We start from the raw sequence: 18,558 nt of genomic DNA on the forward strand, positions 1-18,558 counted from the left end.
GATCTACTATGTAATACAATGTTCTTGGGTGATAAAATGAAATCTCAAATGCTAAAAGGACTTATCGAAGGGGTAATTCTTAAAATAATTAAAGATAAAGAAACGTACGGCTACGAAATTGTTGAAACTTTAAGGCTAAACGGTTTTTATAATATGACAGAATCTACAGTCTATCCTATTTTGCAAAGACTTTCAAAAAAAGCTCTTATACTTTCGTCAAAAGAAAAATCAAAAGTTGGACCAAAAAGAAAATATTATTATATAACGCCAAAAGGCAAAGAATATTTAGAAGATTTTACCAAAGATTTTTTGGAATTAGATGAAAATGTAAGAAAAATATTAGGAGTTAAAAATGATAATGAGAGTAGATAAAATGATTGGAAATGCCAATCTTGATACTAGAAAAAATATAAAGAAAAATGCAAAAAAAGGCGGACTTGTAATAAACGGAGAAATTGTAAAAGATTCATCAGTAAAAGTTGATCCAAATTTAGATGAAGTTATATATATGGGAGAGCTTGTCGATTATTTTGAAAATATCTATATAATGATGAACAAAAGAGAAGGCCTAATTTGCCAATCAAACGAACTTGATGGAACTGTAATGAGTGACTTGGATGAATTTTATCTAAATTTAGACCTTGCAATAGCAGGAAGGCTTGACAAAGATACTACAGGACTTTTGTTAATGTCAACAGATGGGAAATTTATCCACAGAGTAATTAGTCCAAATTCAAATATTTGGAAAAAATATGAAGTAGAAACATCAAAAAAAATTGATCCAAGCCTTGTAGAAGTTTTTAAAGAAGGCGTATATATAAAAGAAGATGATTATTATACAAGAAGCGCAAGGCTTGAAATAATAGAAGAAAAAAAGGCCTATGTATATGTAACAGAAGGAAAATTTCACTTGGTAAAAAGATTATTTTCAAATAACGACAATGAAGTAATAAAATTAAAAAGACTCGCCATAGGAGATTTAAAGTTAGACCAAAGTTTAAATCCTGGTCAATATAGGGAACTAAGCGAAGAAGAAATAGAATTATTTACAAAAGAATGAAAACTTATATTGCAAAATTAAAATAAAATTTTCAACATTTTTTATTTTTAAATATAAAAATGATTTCAATAAATTATTAGAAAAATAAAAAGAAATAATCGTCATAAAGCTTGATTTAATAAGTAATGAGCAAAAATAAAAAATAGAAAAATATCGAATGAAATTGTTTGCATTAAAAAACGTTATGTGCTACAATAAGAATGTAATAAATATATTTGGAGAAGCGAGCACCTATTTTAATATGGGCTCGCTTTGTGTATTTGGAGGAAAATGATGGATATAATGGATTTACTTTTTGACAATCCTTGTATTATGGCAATAAAAGATAATAATGATTTAAAAGAATGTATAAAAGATGATTACAAAAACAATCAAATAGTTTTTGTTCTTTTCGGAAATATCGAAACTATACCTAATATAGTTGAAAAATTAAAAGATCACGACAAAATCGTTTTTGTTCATGAAGATTTAATTGAAGGACTTTCATCTTCATCCTTATCATCATCATTTATCAAAAAATACACAAATGCCGATGGAATTATTACAACAAGAAGCCAAAATGCTGCTTATGCAAGAAGAATAGGACTTTTATCTATACTAAGATTTTTTGTACTTGATTCCCTATCTTACGCTAATGTAAAGGAAACTTTAAAAAAAGCAAATTGTGATCTTGTTGAAATACTTCCCGGTATTATGCCAAAAATACTAGATGATATTGACAAAAGAACATCAATTCCGATTATTGCTGGAGGTCTTATTAGGGACAAAAAAGATGTTTTTGATGCTTTAAATTCAAAGGCTGTCGCTGTATCATCATCAAATTATAATGTTTGGAAAATGTAAAGGAGTTTGTATGACAAAGTATATTATGGCATTGGATGCTGGAACAACAAGTAACAGAGCAATTATATTTAACAAAAAAGGCGAAATAATGTCTGTTGCTCAAAAAGAATTTACTCAATTTTTCCCACACCCTGGCTGGGTTGAACATGATGCTACAGAAATTTGGTCAACTCAACTTGGAGTTTGTACTGAAGCAATAGCAAAATTAGGAATTGAATCAAAAGATATTGAAGCTATAGGAATTACAAACCAAAGAGAGACAACAATAGTCTGGGAAAAAGAAACTGGAAAACCAGTTTACAATGCAATCGTTTGGCAATGTAGAAGAACTGCTGATATGGCAGATAAATTAGTAAAAGACGGCTATAGAGAAACAATTCAAAATAAAACAGGTCTTGTAGTTGACCCATATTTTTCAGCTACAAAAATAAGATGGATCTTAGACCATATTGAAAATGGACAAGAAAGAGCAGAAAACGGAGAACTTTTATTTGGTACAGTTGATACTTGGTTAGTTTATAATTTAACTCGTGGAAAAGTTCACGTGACAGATTATACAAATGCATCAAGAACTATGCTTTATAATATCCATACACTAGAATGGGATGATGAACTTCTTGAAATTTTAAATATTCCAAAATGTATGCTTCCAGAAGTTAAACCTTCAAGTTGTGTTTATGGAAATACTTTTGCTGGATATTTTGATGGAGAAATTCCAATAGCAGGAATGGCAGGTGACCAACAAGCAGCTTTATTTGGACAAACATGCTTTAATAAAGGTGATGCAAAAAATACTTATGGAACAGGTGCATTCTTACTTATGAATACAGGTGAAGATGCAGTTAAATCTGATAATGGCCTTGTAACAACAATAGCTTGGGGCCTTGAAGAAGGAAAAGTAAATTATGCTCTTGAAGGTTCAATCTTTGTAGCAGGTTCTGCTATCCAATGGTTAAGAGACCAATTAAGAATTGTAGATGCTGCCGATGATACAGAATATATGGCTACAAAAGTTAAAGACACAAATGGATGTTATGTTGTTCCAGCCTTTACAGGACTTGGTGCTCCATATTGGGATGCTTATGCAAGAGGAGCAATTGTAGGAATTACAAGAGGAACTAGCAAATATCATATTGTAAGAGCAACTCTTGAGTCCCTTGCATATCTAACAAATGATGTATTAACAGCTATGGCAAAAGATTCTGGTGCACCACTTAAAGAATTAAAAGTTGACGGTGGAGCAAGTGCAAATAATTTCTTAATGCAATTCCAATCAGATATGATTCAAACAAAAGTTGAAAGACCACAAACTCTTGAAACAACAGCTCTTGGTGCTTGCTATTTGGCAGGACTTGCTGTAGGATTCTACAAAAATCTTGATGAAATAAAAGAAAACAGACTTGTAGATAGAGAATTTAATCCAGAAATTTCTCTTGAAGAAAGAGATAAAAAAGATAGAAACTGGCAAAGAGCTATGCAAAGAGCCTTTGGTTGGGCAAACCATTACGAAGAATAATTTTACAAAGAGAAAAAGTTATAATATAATAAAATTAACAGTTAAATAAGGCTATGAGAAAGCGAGTTAAAGTAGGACCTACTTTAACTTGCTTTTTTTTAATTTTAAATTGAAAGGAAAAAATATGTTTGATGCAATAATTATTGGTGCAGGAGTAACTGGTACTTCTATAGCTTACCAACTATCAAAGAAAAAAGGAAATTTCCTTGTTTTAGAAAAAAATGAAGATGTTTGTACAGAAACATCAAAAGCAAATTCTGCCATCTGCCACGGAGGCTATGATGCAAAACCAGGCACAATGAAGGCAAAAATGAATGTAAGAGGAAATCATATGATGGAAGAAGAATCCAAAAAATTATCTTTCCCTTACAAAAAAATTGGAACTTTTGTTCTTTGCCACAGCGAAGAAGATATGCCAAAATTACAAGCTCTTTATGATCAAGGAATTGAAAATGGAGTTTCTGGCATGGAAATTTTAAACAGAGAAGAAGTTTTGAAAATGGAGCCAAATATAACAGAGGATGTTGTTGCAGCTTTGTATTCAAAAGAAGCAGGAATTGTTGATCCATTTTTGATGAATATTGCTTTTGCAGAAGTTTCAAATATAAATGGTGTTGATTACAAATTTTACGAAAAAGTAATAAAAACTGAAAAGAAAGATGGATACTGGGAAGTTTCCACTGAAAATAATACATACCAAACAAAGGCTGTTATAAATGCAGCTGGAATTTATTCAGATGAAATTCACAATCAAGTTTCTGATGAAAAATTCGAAATAAAGGCCAGACGTGGAGAATATTTACTTTTAGATAAGGATACAAAAGGCTTTGTAAACCACGTTATGTTTAACCTTCCTACTGAAAAAGGTAAGGGAATTTTAGTATCTCCAACAGTTGATAACAACACTCTTGTAGGACCAACTTCTGACTTTATTGATGATAAACACGATAGACGCTCAACAAGAGAACACCTTGAAGAAGTTATTGAAAAATCAAATCACACTGTAAAAAACGTACCTGTTAGAATGGTTATAACATCATTTTCTGGAAACAGGGCTCATGAAGTGGGCGGAGATTTTATTTTAAAAGAAAGTCTTGATGGATTTTTTGACTGTGTAGGAATTGAGTCCCCAGGTCTAACTTCAGCTCCAGCTATTGGAGAATATATGGCAAATCTTGTAAGCGAAAAATTAAAACTTGAAGAAAATAAAGATTTCACTTATGATAGAAAACCAACTCCAAAAACTAGCGAATTAAGTCTTGAAGAACACGACGAATTAATCAAAAAAGACAAGAGATACGGAAAAATCATTTGTAGGTGTGAATCTATAACTGAAGGTGAAATTGTAGATGCAATAAATCGTCCTCTTGGTGCTACAACTGTTGATGGAATCAAAAGAAGAGTAAGAGCTACAGCAGGAAGATGCCAAGGAGGATTCTGCTTACCAAGAGTTATGGAAATACTTGCAAGAGAATTGGGTGAAGACTATGACGATGTAGTAAAAAATGGAAAAGATTCTTACTACATAAAAGGACATGTAAAGTAAGGAGCATTTAAATGAAAAATTATGATTTAGTAATAATAGGTGGAGGTCCTGCAGGACTTGGAGCTGCTGCTCGTGCCTATGATGAAGGAATTGAAAATATACTTATAGTTGAAAGAGATGAAATGCTTGGAGGAATTTTAAATCAATGTATCCACAATGGTTTTGGTTTACACAGATTTAATGAGGAACTTACAGGTCCAGAATATGCTCAAAGATTTATTGATGAAGTTGAAAAAAGAGATATAGATGTTTTATTAAATACAATTGTAATAGATTTTGCAAATGATAAAACTATAACCTTGATGAATGAAGAAAATGGAATGTTTACTTTAAAACCAAAGGCAGTTATTCTTGCCATGGGTTGTAGGGAAAGACCAAGAGGAGCATTAAATATTCCAGGAAGTAGGCCTGCAGGAGTATTTTCAGCAGGAACTGCACAAAGAATGATAAATCTTGAAGGCTATATGCCAGGAAAAAAAGTTGTTATTTTGGGATCTGGAGATATTGGTTTAATCATGGCAAGAAGAATGACCCTAGAAGGAGCAGACGTTCAATGTGTTGCTGAAATTATGCCATTTTCTGGAGGATTAAAAAGAAATATAGTTCAATGTCTTGACGATTTTAATATTCCACTTTATTTTAATACAACAATTTCATCAATCGAAGGAGATGAAAGAGTTACAGGTTGCACCCTTTCAAAAGTTGATGAAAATATGAAAGTAATTCCTGGAACAGAAAAACATTTTGACTGCGATACAATTTTACTTTCAGTAGGACTTTTACCAGAAAACGAACTTACTAAAGAAGCAAAAATTGAAATTGATCCAAAAACAAAGGGTGCAGTAGTTTCAGATAGGCTAATGACAAATGTTGATGGTGTATTTGCAGCAGGAAATGTTCTACACGTTCACGATTTGGTAGATTATGTAACAGAAGAAAGTGAACTTGCAGCTAAAAACGCAGCAGATTATATTAAAGATAAATTCCAAAAATCTCAAAAAGAGCCAATTTATTTAAAGGCAGGAGATGGAATTTCTTACACACTTCCCCAATATATAAATCCAGATACCATGCAAGATGAAGCAATAGTTAGGTTTAGGGTAAACAATGTTTATCAAAATAGAATTTTAAAAATGTTTGTAGATGGTAAGGAAGTAACAAAGAAAAGAAAATTAGTTTACGCTCCAGGCGAGATGGAAAACTTAATTTTAAAGAAAAAAGATATAAATGAAGATACAAAAGAAATAGAAATAAAATTGGAGGAAATATGAAAAAGGATTTAACTTGTATAAATTGTCCTCTAGGCTGTCTTGTGACAGTAACAATGGATGAAGAAGGAAATATTACTGATATTACAGGAAATACCTGTAAAAGAGGAGAGGTTTACGCTAGAAACGAAGTAAAAAATCCAGTTAGGGTTGTTACATCAACTGTAAAACTTGATGGTGGAAAAGAATATTCAGTTTCAGTAAAAACTGCCGATGCAATTCCAAAAAATAAAATGAATGAGGCAATGGATGAAATAAATAAGGCAAAAATAAAAGCCCCAGTTCATGTTGGAGATGTAGTTATAGAAAATATAGCAGATACAGGAATTTCTTTAATAGCTACAGCAAATAGAAAGTAAAATCAAATTAAATAGCATTAACTAATAAAAGTGATGAAAATAGAATTTTCTATTCTCATCACTTTTCTTTTACTTAAATTTTTTATTTAATTTTTCTATGTCAGCCTTTATTGAAAAATATATTACTGTCCAAATAATCAAGTAAATAATGATAAAAAATACTAAAGAAATAACAGCAGATTGTATATTTGGTAGCCATTTTAGATAAAATCCTACTATTATAAAATATATGGCTAAAATTGAAAAATGTAAAAGGCTCGCCTTTAACAAATTATCTTTTTTTATTATATTACCTCCGATAAAAGACACTATTCCAAAACCACCATATAAGATTATCTCAATAATTCTTGCTTTTAAAAGTGAGTCTTGTCCGTTTAAAAATGCTGGAACTCCCAAAGTGATTTCTCCTATAGCAAGGGAGATAGATATTTCTATGATACTTCCAATGCCAACTCCTACTAAAAATGATGCTAATAAATTTTTTAAATATTTCATAATTTACTCCTAAAATCCTAAGGCTTTTTTAAATTCCTTTAAATATCTTCTTGAAACATAGGAAATACTTCCGTTTTTAAATTCTACTGCTATGGTTCCTTTAAAAGAAAGATCTAATTTTTTTACATAATCAATATTTATAATTTCATATCTTGAAATTTTTATAAATTTATTATCAAATCTTTCATAAAGTTCATATAATCTCATTCTTGACTTATACTCACCGTTTTTACTTTCAATAAATACGCCCTTGTTTTTACTTATACACCTTATAATTTCTTCATATTCCAAAAGATAAATTTCATCATCTTTAAAAACAACAAGCTTATTAATATTTGTAGCCTCAAGGCTTCTTTTTATATTTTCAATATCTTTGTTGTATGAAGGTGCATAAATTTTTACAAGGCTTTCATCCAAATTTTCATCAATTATAATTTCAACTTTCATAGACCCTCCTTATATTTATATAATACAAACAAATTATTTTTGAAACCACAAAATTTTGATAAGTGGTAGTTTAAATCGCCTGAGCGGTTATTTTGAATTTTGAGGAAATTGTATTTAAAACAAATATTTATTAAAATTTTATTTTAAAAGCAGATTTTTACAAGAAAAATTTTAAAATAAATTAATTTTTTTGGAAAATTATTTTGTTTTATTTTTCACATAGAGTTTGTTATAGTTGATAAATAAGCATTTAAAACGATATCACTCTAAAGCTTTATTGTGCTTGCAATTTAGCTTAATAAAGTATATAATTAAATACAACAAGGAGGAAATATGATTAAGTACATAATTAAGAGAATTTTACAAGCGATAGCAGTTTTGCTTTTGGTCACTTGTATAACTTTTTTTCTCATGAAACTCGTGCCTGGTTCACCTTTTGCCAGTGAAAAATCTCAATCACCAGAGGTACTAGAGGCTTTAAATAAAAAATACGGTTTGGACCAACCTTATTCTGTCCAACTAAAAAAATTTATTGTTAATGCTGTTCAAGGAGAATTTGGAGTATCTTTGAAAATGCAAAAAGATAGACCAGTTATGGATATTATTAAGGAAATGCTTCCAACAAGTGTAAAACTTGGACTGATTGCTTTAGTGTGGGCGACTTTGGTGGGGGTTCCCTTGGGGGCTCTTGCAGCTTACAACAGGGGCAAAAAGTTGGATTCATTTTTGAGGGTTTTGACAACTATAGGAATTTCAGCTCCTGGCTTTGTAGTAGCGACTCTCCTACTTTTATTTTTTGGTGTAAAATTAAAAATTTTCCCAACAATGGGACTTAACACTGTAGGTTCTTATTTTATGCCATGTTTTTCTTTGGGGTTTTATCCAATGTGCTACATAGCTAGGTTGTCAAGATCGTCAATGCTTGATGCTATTGGTCAAGATTATATTAGAACTGCAAGGGCGAAGGGTGTACCTGAAAGTAAAATTTTATTTAAACACGCTTTGAAAAATGCCTTTATCCCAGTTTTAACTTATCTTGGACCACTTACTGCAGGAATTATTACAGGATCTATGGTTGTTGAATCAGTTTTTTCTGTTCAAGGACTTGGAAGATATTTTATAAACTCAGTTTTAAATAGGGATTATCCAATAATAATGGCAACAACACTTTTCTTTGCCTTTATGGTAATTGTTATGAATTTAGTTGTTGATATTTTATATAGATTTATAGATCCAAGAATCGATTTGACTAAGGGAGATTAGTATGGAAGATTTATTTAGTTTAAATTCAAAATTAAAATTAGAAGAATATGAATTTTCAGCTGAAGATTTTGAACTAGCTTCAGAAAGTTCAAAAGAAAATTTCATGACCAAAACTCCTCCAACTTCTTATTTTCAAGATGCCCTAAGAAGGCTAAAAGAAAATAAGGTTGCTATGGTTTCTATCGGATTTTTGATAATTGTTTGTATATTTGCCTTTATCGGACCAATTTTAGTCAAAGGGGATTACACAACCCAATATAGGGGCGATGAAAATTTATTTCCTTGTCTTAGGTATCCTTTTGGAACTGATAAATTAGGACGTGATCTCATGGTTCGTACCATGTATGGAACCAGAGTTTCTTTAATAGTTGGAATTTTTGCATCATTAATTGTTCTAGTAATTGGAACAGTTTATGGAGCAGTTTCTGGATATTTTGGGGGAAGAGTTGATGCAATAATGATGAGGATTTTAGATTTGATTTATTCAATTCCTGATGTACTTGTTGTAATTTTATTATCAATCGGTATATCCCAACCCTTAAAATCTTTTGTAAATTCTTCAAATTCAGAACTTGCCAAAAAAATTTCAGTTTTGGGACCTGCTCTTATTTCAATATTTATTGCTTTTGGCCTACTTTATTGGGTAGGAATGGCAAGAATTATAAGAGGACAAGTTTTAATGCTAAAAAAACAAGAATTTGTTACGGCGGTTGAAGCTTTGGGCGGTTCTAAAAAAAGAATAATTAGAAGGCACTTGTTTCCAAATTGTATTGGTCAAGTAATAGTTATGACTGCCATGCAAATTCCATCAGCAATATTTCTAGAATCATTCCTATCATTTTTGGGAATTGGAGTTTCAGCGCCAATGACTTCACTTGGAGCTTTGGCAGCAGATGCTCTTGGAGGAATTTATTCCTACGCTTATAGGTTAATTATTCCTTCCTTATTATTAAGTTTGATGATTTTATCTTTGAATTTATTTGCAGATGGATTAAGAGATGCCTTAGATCCAAGGTTAAAAAAATAGGTGGCTTATGGAAAATATAAATGAAAATAAAAAAGAAGTTTTAAAAATTGAAGATTTAAGCATATCATTTTACACACCTGTTGGAGAAGTGAAGGCAGTTGATTCAATAAATTATACCTTACATGAAAATGAAATTATGGGAATAGTTGGAGAATCAGGCTCTGGAAAATCTGTAGAAAGTTATGGAATAATGGGACTTTTACAAGAACCAGGCAAGGTAAAATCAGGAAAAATTCTCTATAAGGGAGAAAATGTTCTTGATTATGATAAAAATAAGATGAGTGATTTTAGAGGGGCAAAATGTTCTATGATTTTTCAAAATCCTATGACTTGCCTAAATCCAGTTTATACAGTAGGAAATCAGCTTATGGAAGCTTTATTAGTTCATAAAAAATGTTCAAAAGATGAAGCTTACCAAAGAGCGGTTGATATGCTTGATAAAGTTGGAATTTCAAATCCAAAAAGACGTATGAAACAATATCCTCACGAATTATCAGGAGGAATGAGACAAAGGGTCATGATTGGAATGGGTCTTATTTGCGAACCAGATATTTTGATAGCAGATGAGCCGACAACAGCCCTCGATGTAACAATTCAAGCTCAAATTCTTGAATTAATAAAAGAATTTCAAAACAAATCAAAAATGAGTGTAATTTTTATCACTCATAACCTTGCAGTAGTTGCACAAATTTGCGATACAGTTTCTGTAATGTATGCAGGAAGAATAGTAGAACAGGGAAGTGTAGAAGACATTTTCTACAACCCACAACATCCTTACACAAAAGGACTTTTAAAATCTATGCCAAGGATTGATTCCAAAGAGCAAGTAAGGCTTGAAAGTATAAAAGGAACTCCAGTGGATATGCTAAATCCACCAGAAGGATGTGGATTTTCAACTAGGTGTGAATCTTGTATGAATATATGTCTTAAAAAAGAACCACCAATGGTTGAAATGGGTGAAGGACACAGGTCAAAATGTTTCCTACACATAAAGGAGCTAGTAAATGGAAGATAATAAATTATTAATATGTGAAAATTTAGTAAAACATTTTACAGTTCAATCTTCCTTTAGTAAAGTAAGCGAAGTTCATGCAGTTGACGATGTATCCTTTTTCATTAGAAAAGGAGAAACTCTTGGGATTGTAGGAGAATCCGGTTGTGGAAAAACTACACTTGGAAGAACAATTTTAAGATTGCACGAGCCAACAAGTGGAAAAATAATTTATGATGGAGAAACTATTTTTGATAGCGAGAAAAATATTCGCCCAGAAATGTATAAACTAAGACGAAAAATGCAAATAATTTTTCAAGATCCATCAGCATCCCTTGATCCGAGAATGACAGTTCAAGAAATTGTTGGAGAGGCACTAGATATTCATGGTCTATACAAAAAAAATAGGCAAGAAAGAATAAATGAACTTTTAAGAACAGTAGGTCTAAACGAAGAACACTCAAACAGATATCCTCACGAATTTTCAGGAGGACAACAACAAAGAATAGGAATTGCAAGAGCTCTTGCAGTTGAGCCAGAATTTATAGTTTGTGACGAGCCGATTTCAGCCTTGGATGTTTCCATTCAAGCTCAAATTGTAAACATGCTAGAAGATATGCAAAATGAAATGGGTCTTACATATTTATTTATAGCTCACGACCTATCAGTTGTAAAACATATTTCAGATAGGATTGGAGTAATGTATTTGGGGAAAATGGTAGAACTTGTTGATGCCGAAAGACTTTATGAAAATCCCCTTCACCCTTACACTAAATCCCTACTCACAGCCATACCAGTTCCAGATCCCAAACTTACTAGATCTTTAAAAAGAATAAAGTTAGAAGGAGAAGTTCCATCGGCGATTAATCCGCCAAAAGGTTGTAGGTTTCATGAAAGATGTCCATATGCGACAGAAATTTGTAAGAAGGAAGAGCCGGAGTTTAGAGAGGTAGAAGAAGGACACTATGTAAGTTGTCATAATTTAGGAGGTATAAAAAATGAAAATGAAAGCTAAGTTATTAGTTGGCTTGTTGAGTTTGTCCATGTTATTTACAGGATGTGGAGGAAACAATGCCAAAAATAACGACAGCAGCAATTCAAATGCTGCAACTAACCAAGAAGAAGGAAAGAAAGATGGAGTTTTGGATATAAATATTGCTTCAGAACCAGAAACAATAGATCCACAAATGAACACATCAGCTGACGGTGGACTAATGATTTCTCACTTGTTTGAATCATTAATAAGATGGGACGATGATGGAAAAGGAAATGCTGTTTTAAAACCAGGTCTTGCAGAAAAATGGGATGTTTCTGAAGATGGATTAAAATGGACATTCAAATTAAGAGATGCAAAATGGTCAGATGGAAAACCAATAACTGCTGATGATTTTGTATATGCTTGGAACAGACTTGTTGATCCAAAAACTGGAGCAGATTATGAATATATGCTTGATATGGTAAAAGGATATGACGAGAAAAAACTTGATATTTCTGCACCAGATGAAAAAACATTTGTAGTAAACTTAAGTGTAAAATGTCCATATTTTGAAGAAATTTGTGCTTTCCCAGCAGTAATGCCTGTTAGAAAAGACATAGTTGAAAAAAATAAAACTTGGACAAATTCTCCTGATACTTTAGTATCATCAGGACCTTACAAACTTGAAAAATGGGATCACAACCAAACACTAACTATGGTTAAAAACCCAGAATATTACGATGCTAAATCAGTTAAGGCAGAAAAATTAGCCTTCCACTTACAAGATGACCAAAACGCAATCTATGCAGCTTATAGATCAGGAGATTTGGATTTTGTAAATTCAGCACCACAAGAAGAAATTAAAAAACTTCTAGATACAAAAGAATTAAAAACTCTACCATATGTAGGAACATATTTTGTATGTTTCAATACAGAAAAGAAAGCATTTGATGATCCAAAAGTTAGAAAAGCATTCTCACTTGCAATTGATAGAAACTTTATAGTTGATCAAGTTACAGGAAGAGGAGAAAAAGTTGCTAGCGGTTTTGTACCAGCAGGAGTTTATGATGCAAAAGGCGCTGAAGGCGATGACTTTAGAACAGTTGGTGGAGATTATTATTCAATCAAATCTGACGAATATGAAAAAAATATAAAAGAAGCTAAAAAACTTATGGAAGAAGCCGGATTTAAAGACGGCAAGGGCTTCCCACAAATTGATTACCTATACAATACAGATGACAACCACAAGGCTATAGCAGAAGCTTTACAAAATATGTGGCAAGAAAATCTTGGTGTAAAAGTTAATCTTCAAAACCAAGACTGGAATGTATTCTTAAAAGAAAGAAAAGAAGGAAACTACAACATAGCAAGACACGGATGGATTGCAGATTACAACGATCCAATGAGCTTTATTGATATGTGGTTAACAGGTGGCGGAAATAACGACGCTCAATACAAAAATCCAGAATATGATAAGTATGTAAAAGCTGCAAAAGATACATCAGATCAAAACGAAAGAATGAAAAACATGCACAAGGCTGAAGATATTCTAATAAAAGATGATTCAGTAGTTGCTCCAATTTACTTCTACGTAAATCCATACATGATGAAACCAAATATCAAAGGAATGTACTACACACCACTTGGATATTTCTTCTTCAAATCAGCAACAGGATTCTAAAAAAATTTATAGTAAGTAGGGAAAATTTACAAAAAGAATGCCAAAATTATTTGGCATTCTTTTTTTGTGAATAATATTATTTAATAATGAAAAATGTTATAATAATAAAAAGAAAACATTTTACAAAGAGGTGAAATATGAAAAAAATTGTTCCAGTAATTTTTCTTGCTTTGAGCCTAACATCATGTAGCCAAATGAAAGATAATTCTAATAATTCAAATATTAAAAGTAATTATAGCTATGAAGATAAGAAAGATTCATCAAATGTAAAAAAAGAAGATATGACAAAAGAAAAATATGATGACCTATCCTTTATAGATTGCTACAAGGATATAATAGATTCAAAACTTCCTTATAGGATTGATGAATTTGGCGAAGATACAAATCAGATTTTTTTAAATGAAATTACTTCAGACGGGGCCCTTTATTTTAATATAGTTGATCACAAAGATTTTGATTATCCACTTTTGATTTTGTCAAAAAAATTAAACGGAAGCGGAATTTATGCCATTGTTCAATATGTAGGTAGTGGGAATTATAGGACTTTTAATGATTTAAGAATGGGACAGTCTATGGTTGTTTCAGATTATTTATATAAGGATAAGGATGGAAATTTATATATTTTCGATAATTCTATGAAACACATTATAGGAATAAACAAGGTTGGCGATAGACTTTTGGCAAATTATATTTACAAGCCAGGTTCAAAGGGCTATGCGTCTTTGATGGTTGATAATTTTGATCCAAATACTGGAGAAAATACTCCAAAAATCAACGAAAGATTTCCTGATGGAGCTGATGTCTTGGCAGCTATGATGATGGATCCTGAAAAAGAAGAAGAATTTAGTGATGAAGATTTTGATAAGTTAAAAGATGAATTGAAACCTATTGAAATGTTTGACTTAAGTGAAGAAGAATTTTACAAAAAAGCTAAAGAATTTGGCTATGATGACAAAAATAAAAAAGATACAACTAAAGATGATAATGAAAAAAATCAGGCTAATAATGAAAATCTAGAAGAAACAGACCAATATAAAAAATTAAACTCTTTCATAAGTGATAATATAGATTTATATATAAATGAGAATGGAGATGACTATGTTTATATAGGAGATTATGATAATAATGGAAAACTTGCAGCTTTTGTAGTTGGAAATAGTGAAAATGAGGCAGAGAAAATCTTATATTTTGTTGATGAAAATATGCAAATTAATAGGGTTCGAGAACTTGATTATATGTATCTTAATGTTAGGGATAAGAAACTAATTAAGGCTGGCGATGATCAGTATTTATCCATTATAACAAATAATGGTGGACCTAAAACCGATAGCTTTATATTTTCTGTAAAAAATAATCAGGTATATGAGCCAGATATTTCTGGAAAAGTTATGGAATTTTACCAAAGTGATGATGATATGTTTGTAGATGAAACTAATAGACTTGGTGAAGTTCCAAAAGGAAGCGTAAGAAAGGGCGGAAGAGATCATTATAAGTACAATCAAGAAGAAAGACAATTTGAAAAGTTAGATTAAAAAATTACTGAAATTATTAAATGAAAAATGCTAGGAAAATTAAATCCTAGCATTTTTTTATTTTTCTTCTAATTCTTTAACAAATTCATTGATATCTTTTTTATTTATTCTAGAAATTCCAGAATGTTCTGAGTCGAATTTGTTTGATTTTATTTTTTCCCCAGATTCATCTTCCATTACTTCTATAACCCTATCTCTACAGAAATTTCCTTGGCAAAAGCCCATTCCACATCTTGTACGTCTTTTTATTGAGTCGAATGTCAAACAAGGGATGCCTCTGTTCATTGCATATCTTATTGTTTTTTCACTTACTTGTTCGCACCTACAAACAAGTCTTTCTGGATTTCCAAGTGGAAGGTCAACCTTATCTTTTACCTTGTTAAAATCTTCGAGCTCTTTGTATTTAATAATAGGATTTCTGTTAGGATTGTAGGAAGGATCTTCTTCTAGTTTTAAATTTAAATCTTTTAAAATTCCTTCAACAATTTTGGCAACCTCTGGAGATGAAGTTATTCCAGGTGATTGGATTCCTACAACGTTTATAAATCCAGAAGTTTTAGTATTTTCTATTATAAAATCTCCCGTTGATGAAGCAGGTCTAAGCCCTGCGAAGGATCGGATAAATTTTTTCAAATCTATTACATCATCTTTTACAGATTTTAATCCAAGCTTGTAAATTTCTGCAAGCCTTTCAATGTGAGTTCCAAGATCAATTTCTTCTTCGTCGATTGCATCAGGGCCTAGAAGAAGGTTGTTGTGGTAGGTTCTTGTTACAAGAATTCCTTTTGATTTTGGAGATGGTGTTTGGAATAAAACTTGTTTTATTTTCTCACCAGTTCCTTTTTGCATGAGTAGATATTCACCACTTCTTGGATGAATTGTAAAATCAGTTTCTGTAATCATGTTTGAAATTTTTGCTCCGTTTAGGCCGGAAGCATTTATTACAAATTTTCCTTCATAAATATTTTCATCAGAAGTTTTTACTTTAAAAGTATCTCCTTCTTTTTTGATATCAACAACTTCACTTTGAAGCTTTAATTCGGCACCATTTTCTATGGCGTTTTCTACAAGAGCAATAACGTATTCGTATGGTGAGCAAACGCCAGCCCCTTTACAATAAAGGGCTGCGATTGCATCATCAGATACATTTGGTTCGATTTTTCTTAATTCTTCTTGATCAATTATTTTTATATCGTCAAGTTCATTTTCAAGACCCATCTTGTAGAGTTTTTCAAGTTCTTTTTTATCATCTTCATCAAAAGCTAAAACCAAAGATCCATTTTCCAAAAATCCAAAGTTTAGCTCTTGGTTTAACTTATTAAATTCCACTCTTCCCTTGTAGCAAATTCTTCCTCTTAGCTCTTCGTGGCTTTCAGCATATCCACCGTGAACTATAGCGGAATTGGCCTTGCTTGCTCCCATAGAAACATCAATTTCTTTTTCTAAAATCAAAATATTTAATTTATATCTAGAAAGTCTTCTTGCAATTGATGCTCCGGTTACACCAGCGCCGATTACTATAATGTCATACATATTATTCTTCTCTTTTCTTAAAATTTTATAAATAATTAAAATATAAAGTTATATACTGGAACTGCTAAGATACCACCAATTATTGGTCCAACAACAGGAATCCAAGAATATCCCCAGTTAGGATCAACTTTGTTTTTGAAAGGTAATATTGCATAGGCAATTCTAGGTCCTAAATCTCTTGCAGGGTTAATTGCATAACCTGTTAGTCCACCTAAACTCATACCAATTGATACGATAAGACCAAATACATATAATTTGTCAACGCCGCCCATTCCAGCGCCAGCTACATTACCAAATCCTAAAATAGCAAATACTAAAACGAAAGTTCCAATTATTTCTGATAAAAGGTTTCTAAAAGTATTTGGGATTGTTGGAGCTGTACAAAATGTTGCTCTAACTGTTAATGGATCATCGCTTGTAGCATCATAATGATCTTTGAATAAAATATAAACTAAAATAGCTCCGCAGAAAGCTCCAAGCATTTGTCCAATTATGTATGAAGGAACTGTATTCCATTCTATTCCACCATTAATTGCAAGAGCAATTGATAGGGCTGGATTAAAATGAGCACCTGTTAATGCACCAAAAATACAAGCTGGAATCATAACTGCAAGACCCCAAGCAAAAGTAATTTGAACAGAACCTGCACCTTTTTGTCCACTCTTATTCAAAAGAACGTTTGCAACAACTCCGTCTCCTAATAAAATAAGTAACATTGTTCCAAAAAATTCACCTAGTATTATGTCTCTCATAATAACCTCCTGTTTTATTACTAAATATAAAAAAAGCAACAAAAATAATATAAAAATTTTGCTGCAATGTCTCTTTCATATTTAGTTGTGAAAATGTTTACACAAATATTATAGCATAATAATTTTTTGATTACAAATAAATATTTTAAATTTTTTAAAATTTACAAAGAAAAATTTTTAACCTATAATAAAAATATAAAAATTTAAGGAGAAAAAATGAAAAAAGAAACAATTATTTCTTATATAAAAGAATTGTGCACAAGACCATCACCAACAGGATTTACAAAAAAATGTGAAAAATATTTGATGGAAGAATTTAAAAATTTAGGCTATAAGCCTTACCAAAATAACAAGGGAAATGTAATCGTTCCAATTTTTGTTGACGAAAAAAATGAGAACGATGGGCTTTTGCTATCAGCCCATATCGATACCTTGGGTTTAATGGTAAGAAGTATAAAAGAAGAAGGTGGACTCCAAGTTACAACTCTTGGTGGATTTCCTCTAAATTATGCAGAATTTGAAAATGTAAAAATTTTTACAAGAGATGGAAAAGAATTTGAAGGAGTTTTTAGACTAAACGAGCCTTCAGTTCATGGATCAGATCTCCCAAATACTTCAAAGAGAAATTTTGATGATATGGAAGTTGTTCTTGATGAAATTGTAGAAAGTGATGAAGATGTTGAAAAACTTGGGATAAATCCTGGGGATTTTATTGCCCTTGATCCAAGATTTAGGTATTCAAACGGTTTTATAAAATCTCGCCATCTTGATGACAAGGCTTCAAGCGGAGTTTTGCTTGCTCTTGCCAAAGAAATTAAAGAAGAAAATTTAAAATTTGATAGAAATATTTATATGATGTTTACAACCTATGAAGAAGTTGGACATGGAGCAAGTTCGGGCCATCCAGCTGGAATAAAAGATATGATTGCAGTTGATATGGGTGTGGTTTTTGATGATTTAAAAACAAATGACAATAAGGTTTCAATTTGTGCAAAGGATTCATCAGGACCTTATAATTTTGACTTAACAAATGATTTAATAAATACAGCAAAAAAAATCGGCATAGACTTTGCCATAGATATTTATCCATTTTATGGTTCTGACGCATCAGCTGCCATGAGCTCATTTTATGATTACAGGCATGCTTTGGTTGGATGTGGAATTTCTGCATCTCATGGTTACGAAAGATGCCATGAAAATGCTTTGATGGAACTTTTCCTTCTATTAAAAACTTATATTTCACTTTAAAAAAAGCTTTGAAAAATCCAA

The 18,558-nt window shown here is 31.4% G+C and carries 18 protein-coding genes; 14 read left to right on the top strand and 4 right to left on the bottom strand.

Annotated features, from left to right (window positions below; genetic code table 11):
* Nucleotides 1-36: 36 nt before the first annotated feature.
* From BN2087_RS03235 to BN2087_RS03265, 7 genes are all read left to right on the top strand, one after another.
* Nucleotides 37-372 carry a PadR family transcriptional regulator gene (locus BN2087_RS03235; RefSeq protein ID WP_049690443.1) on the top strand — a complete coding sequence of 112 codons (336 nt, stop codon included), beginning with the start codon at nucleotides 37-39 and terminating at the stop codon, nucleotides 370-372.
* A complete protein-coding gene (locus BN2087_RS03240) occupies nucleotides 353-1,060 on the top strand; it encodes a pseudouridine synthase (protein WP_049690444.1) in 708 nt (235 codons plus the stop codon). The genes BN2087_RS03235 and BN2087_RS03240 overlap by 20 nt, the downstream gene beginning before the upstream one ends.
* Nucleotides 1,061-1,330: 270 nt before the next feature.
* Nucleotides 1,331-1,903, top strand: a complete 573-nt coding sequence (locus BN2087_RS03245; RefSeq protein ID WP_049690445.1) for a glycerol-3-phosphate responsive antiterminator — start codon at nucleotides 1,331-1,333, stop codon at nucleotides 1,901-1,903.
* Between the two features lie 10 nt (nucleotides 1,904-1,913).
* The gene (gene glpK / locus BN2087_RS03250) at nucleotides 1,914-3,419 is read left to right on the top strand and encodes a glycerol kinase GlpK (protein WP_049690446.1); all 1,506 of its coding nucleotides are present in this window, start codon (nucleotides 1,914-1,916) and stop codon (nucleotides 3,417-3,419) included.
* A 124-nt stretch (nucleotides 3,420-3,543) separates the two neighbouring features.
* Nucleotides 3,544-4,965, top strand: a complete 1,422-nt coding sequence (locus BN2087_RS03255; protein WP_049690447.1) for an NAD(P)/FAD-dependent oxidoreductase — start codon at nucleotides 3,544-3,546, stop codon at nucleotides 4,963-4,965.
* Nucleotides 4,966-4,976: 11 nt separating this feature from the next.
* Nucleotides 4,977-6,236 carry an NAD(P)/FAD-dependent oxidoreductase gene (locus BN2087_RS03260; protein WP_049690448.1) on the top strand — a complete coding sequence of 420 codons (1,260 nt, stop codon included), beginning with the start codon at nucleotides 4,977-4,979 and terminating at the stop codon, nucleotides 6,234-6,236.
* The gene (locus BN2087_RS03265; RefSeq protein WP_049690449.1) at nucleotides 6,233-6,592 is read left to right on the top strand and encodes a DUF1667 domain-containing protein; all 360 of its coding nucleotides are present in this window, start codon (nucleotides 6,233-6,235) and stop codon (nucleotides 6,590-6,592) included. Before BN2087_RS03260 ends, BN2087_RS03265 begins: the two co-directional genes overlap by 4 nt.
* Before the next feature lie 69 nt (nucleotides 6,593-6,661).
* On the opposite strand, the gene BN2087_RS03270 is transcribed toward BN2087_RS03265, so the two are convergent.
* Nucleotides 6,662-7,087: a DUF3021 family protein gene (locus tag BN2087_RS03270; protein WP_049690450.1), complete on the bottom strand. Its 426-nt coding sequence runs from the start codon at nucleotides 7,085-7,087 to the stop codon at nucleotides 6,662-6,664.
* A 9-nt stretch (nucleotides 7,088-7,096) separates the two neighbouring features.
* Nucleotides 7,097-7,534 carry a LytTR family DNA-binding domain-containing protein gene (locus tag BN2087_RS03275; protein ID WP_049690451.1) on the bottom strand — a complete coding sequence of 146 codons (438 nt, stop codon included), beginning with the start codon at nucleotides 7,532-7,534 and terminating at the stop codon, nucleotides 7,097-7,099.
* A 333-nt stretch (nucleotides 7,535-7,867) separates the two neighbouring features.
* Here BN2087_RS03275 and BN2087_RS03280 point away from each other — a divergent pair, with 333 nt between their 5' ends.
* The 6 genes from BN2087_RS03280 (at nucleotide 7,868) to BN2087_RS03305 (ending at nucleotide 15,004) form a co-directional block, all read left to right on the top strand.
* Nucleotides 7,868-8,797: an ABC transporter permease gene (locus BN2087_RS03280; protein ID WP_049690452.1), complete on the top strand. Its 930-nt coding sequence runs from the start codon at nucleotides 7,868-7,870 to the stop codon at nucleotides 8,795-8,797.
* Between the two features lies 1 nt (nucleotide 8,798).
* Nucleotides 8,799-9,824 (top strand): ABC transporter permease, encoded by a 1,026-nt coding sequence (locus tag BN2087_RS03285; protein ID WP_049690453.1) that lies wholly within the window; start codon nucleotides 8,799-8,801, stop codon nucleotides 9,822-9,824.
* Nucleotides 9,825-9,831: 7 nt separating this feature from the next.
* The gene (locus BN2087_RS03290; RefSeq protein WP_049690454.1) at nucleotides 9,832-10,839 is read left to right on the top strand and encodes an ABC transporter ATP-binding protein; all 1,008 of its coding nucleotides are present in this window, start codon (nucleotides 9,832-9,834) and stop codon (nucleotides 10,837-10,839) included.
* Nucleotides 10,829-11,830 carry an ABC transporter ATP-binding protein gene (locus tag BN2087_RS03295; protein ID WP_049690455.1) on the top strand — a complete coding sequence of 334 codons (1,002 nt, stop codon included), beginning with the start codon at nucleotides 10,829-10,831 and terminating at the stop codon, nucleotides 11,828-11,830. The genes BN2087_RS03290 and BN2087_RS03295 overlap by 11 nt, the downstream gene beginning before the upstream one ends.
* The gene (locus tag BN2087_RS03300) at nucleotides 11,814-13,472 is read left to right on the top strand and encodes a peptide ABC transporter substrate-binding protein (protein WP_049690456.1); all 1,659 of its coding nucleotides are present in this window, start codon (nucleotides 11,814-11,816) and stop codon (nucleotides 13,470-13,472) included. The genes BN2087_RS03295 and BN2087_RS03300 overlap by 17 nt, the downstream gene beginning before the upstream one ends.
* Nucleotides 13,473-13,609: 137 nt before the next feature.
* Nucleotides 13,610-15,004: a hypothetical protein gene (locus tag BN2087_RS03305; protein WP_049690457.1), complete on the top strand. Its 1,395-nt coding sequence runs from the start codon at nucleotides 13,610-13,612 to the stop codon at nucleotides 15,002-15,004.
* 57 nt (nucleotides 15,005-15,061) lie between these two features.
* Here BN2087_RS03305 and BN2087_RS03310 read toward each other — a convergent pair whose 3' ends face one another.
* On the bottom strand, nucleotides 15,062-16,537 hold the full coding sequence (locus BN2087_RS03310) for an NAD(P)/FAD-dependent oxidoreductase (RefSeq protein ID WP_049690458.1): 1,476 nt from the start codon (nucleotides 16,535-16,537) through the stop codon (nucleotides 15,062-15,064).
* A 35-nt stretch (nucleotides 16,538-16,572) separates the two neighbouring features.
* The gene (locus BN2087_RS03315) at nucleotides 16,573-17,289 is read right to left on the bottom strand and encodes an MIP/aquaporin family protein (RefSeq protein WP_049690459.1); all 717 of its coding nucleotides are present in this window, start codon (nucleotides 17,287-17,289) and stop codon (nucleotides 16,573-16,575) included.
* A gap of 216 nt (nucleotides 17,290-17,505) precedes the next feature.
* Here BN2087_RS03315 and BN2087_RS03320 point away from each other — a divergent pair, with 216 nt between their 5' ends.
* Nucleotides 17,506-18,537 carry a M42 family metallopeptidase gene (locus tag BN2087_RS03320; protein ID WP_049690460.1) on the top strand — a complete coding sequence of 344 codons (1,032 nt, stop codon included), beginning with the start codon at nucleotides 17,506-17,508 and terminating at the stop codon, nucleotides 18,535-18,537.
* Nucleotides 18,538-18,558: the final 21 nt, after the last annotated feature.

Source organism: Anaerococcus jeddahensis (assembly GCF_001182725.1).
Lineage (GTDB): Bacteria > Bacillota > Clostridia > Tissierellales > Peptoniphilaceae > Anaerococcus > Anaerococcus jeddahensis.

Excerpts from the sequence above, each read along its gene's own strand:
- BN2087_RS03235 (WP_049690443.1), top strand. The coding sequence starts at position 37 with ATGAAATCTCAAATGCTAAAAGGACTTATCGAAGGGGTAATTCTTAAA.
- BN2087_RS03240 (WP_049690444.1), top strand. The coding sequence starts at position 353 with ATGATAATGAGAGTAGATAAAATGATTGGAAATGCCAATCTTGATACT.
- BN2087_RS03245 (WP_049690445.1), top strand. The coding sequence starts at position 1,331 with ATGATGGATATAATGGATTTACTTTTTGACAATCCTTGTATTATGGCA.
- glpK (WP_049690446.1), top strand. The coding sequence starts at position 1,914 with ATGACAAAGTATATTATGGCATTGGATGCTGGAACAACAAGTAACAGA.
- BN2087_RS03255 (WP_049690447.1), top strand. The coding sequence starts at position 3,544 with ATGTTTGATGCAATAATTATTGGTGCAGGAGTAACTGGTACTTCTATA.
- BN2087_RS03260 (WP_049690448.1), top strand. The coding sequence starts at position 4,977 with ATGAAAAATTATGATTTAGTAATAATAGGTGGAGGTCCTGCAGGACTT.
- BN2087_RS03265 (WP_049690449.1), top strand. The coding sequence starts at position 6,233 with ATGAAAAAGGATTTAACTTGTATAAATTGTCCTCTAGGCTGTCTTGTG.
- BN2087_RS03270 (WP_049690450.1), bottom strand. The coding sequence starts at position 7,087 with ATGAAATATTTAAAAAATTTATTAGCATCATTTTTAGTAGGAGTTGGC.
- BN2087_RS03275 (WP_049690451.1), bottom strand. The coding sequence starts at position 7,534 with ATGAAAGTTGAAATTATAATTGATGAAAATTTGGATGAAAGCCTTGTA.
- BN2087_RS03280 (WP_049690452.1), top strand. The coding sequence starts at position 7,868 with ATGATTAAGTACATAATTAAGAGAATTTTACAAGCGATAGCAGTTTTG.
- BN2087_RS03285 (WP_049690453.1), top strand. The coding sequence starts at position 8,799 with ATGGAAGATTTATTTAGTTTAAATTCAAAATTAAAATTAGAAGAATAT.
- BN2087_RS03290 (WP_049690454.1), top strand. The coding sequence starts at position 9,832 with ATGGAAAATATAAATGAAAATAAAAAAGAAGTTTTAAAAATTGAAGAT.
- BN2087_RS03295 (WP_049690455.1), top strand. The coding sequence starts at position 10,829 with ATGGAAGATAATAAATTATTAATATGTGAAAATTTAGTAAAACATTTT.
- BN2087_RS03300 (WP_049690456.1), top strand. The coding sequence starts at position 11,814 with ATGAAAATGAAAGCTAAGTTATTAGTTGGCTTGTTGAGTTTGTCCATG.
- BN2087_RS03305 (WP_049690457.1), top strand. The coding sequence starts at position 13,610 with ATGAAAAAAATTGTTCCAGTAATTTTTCTTGCTTTGAGCCTAACATCA.
- BN2087_RS03310 (WP_049690458.1), bottom strand. The coding sequence starts at position 16,537 with ATGTATGACATTATAGTAATCGGCGCTGGTGTAACCGGAGCATCAATT.
- BN2087_RS03315 (WP_049690459.1), bottom strand. The coding sequence starts at position 17,289 with ATGAGAGACATAATACTAGGTGAATTTTTTGGAACAATGTTACTTATT.
- BN2087_RS03320 (WP_049690460.1), top strand. The coding sequence starts at position 17,506 with ATGAAAAAAGAAACAATTATTTCTTATATAAAAGAATTGTGCACAAGA.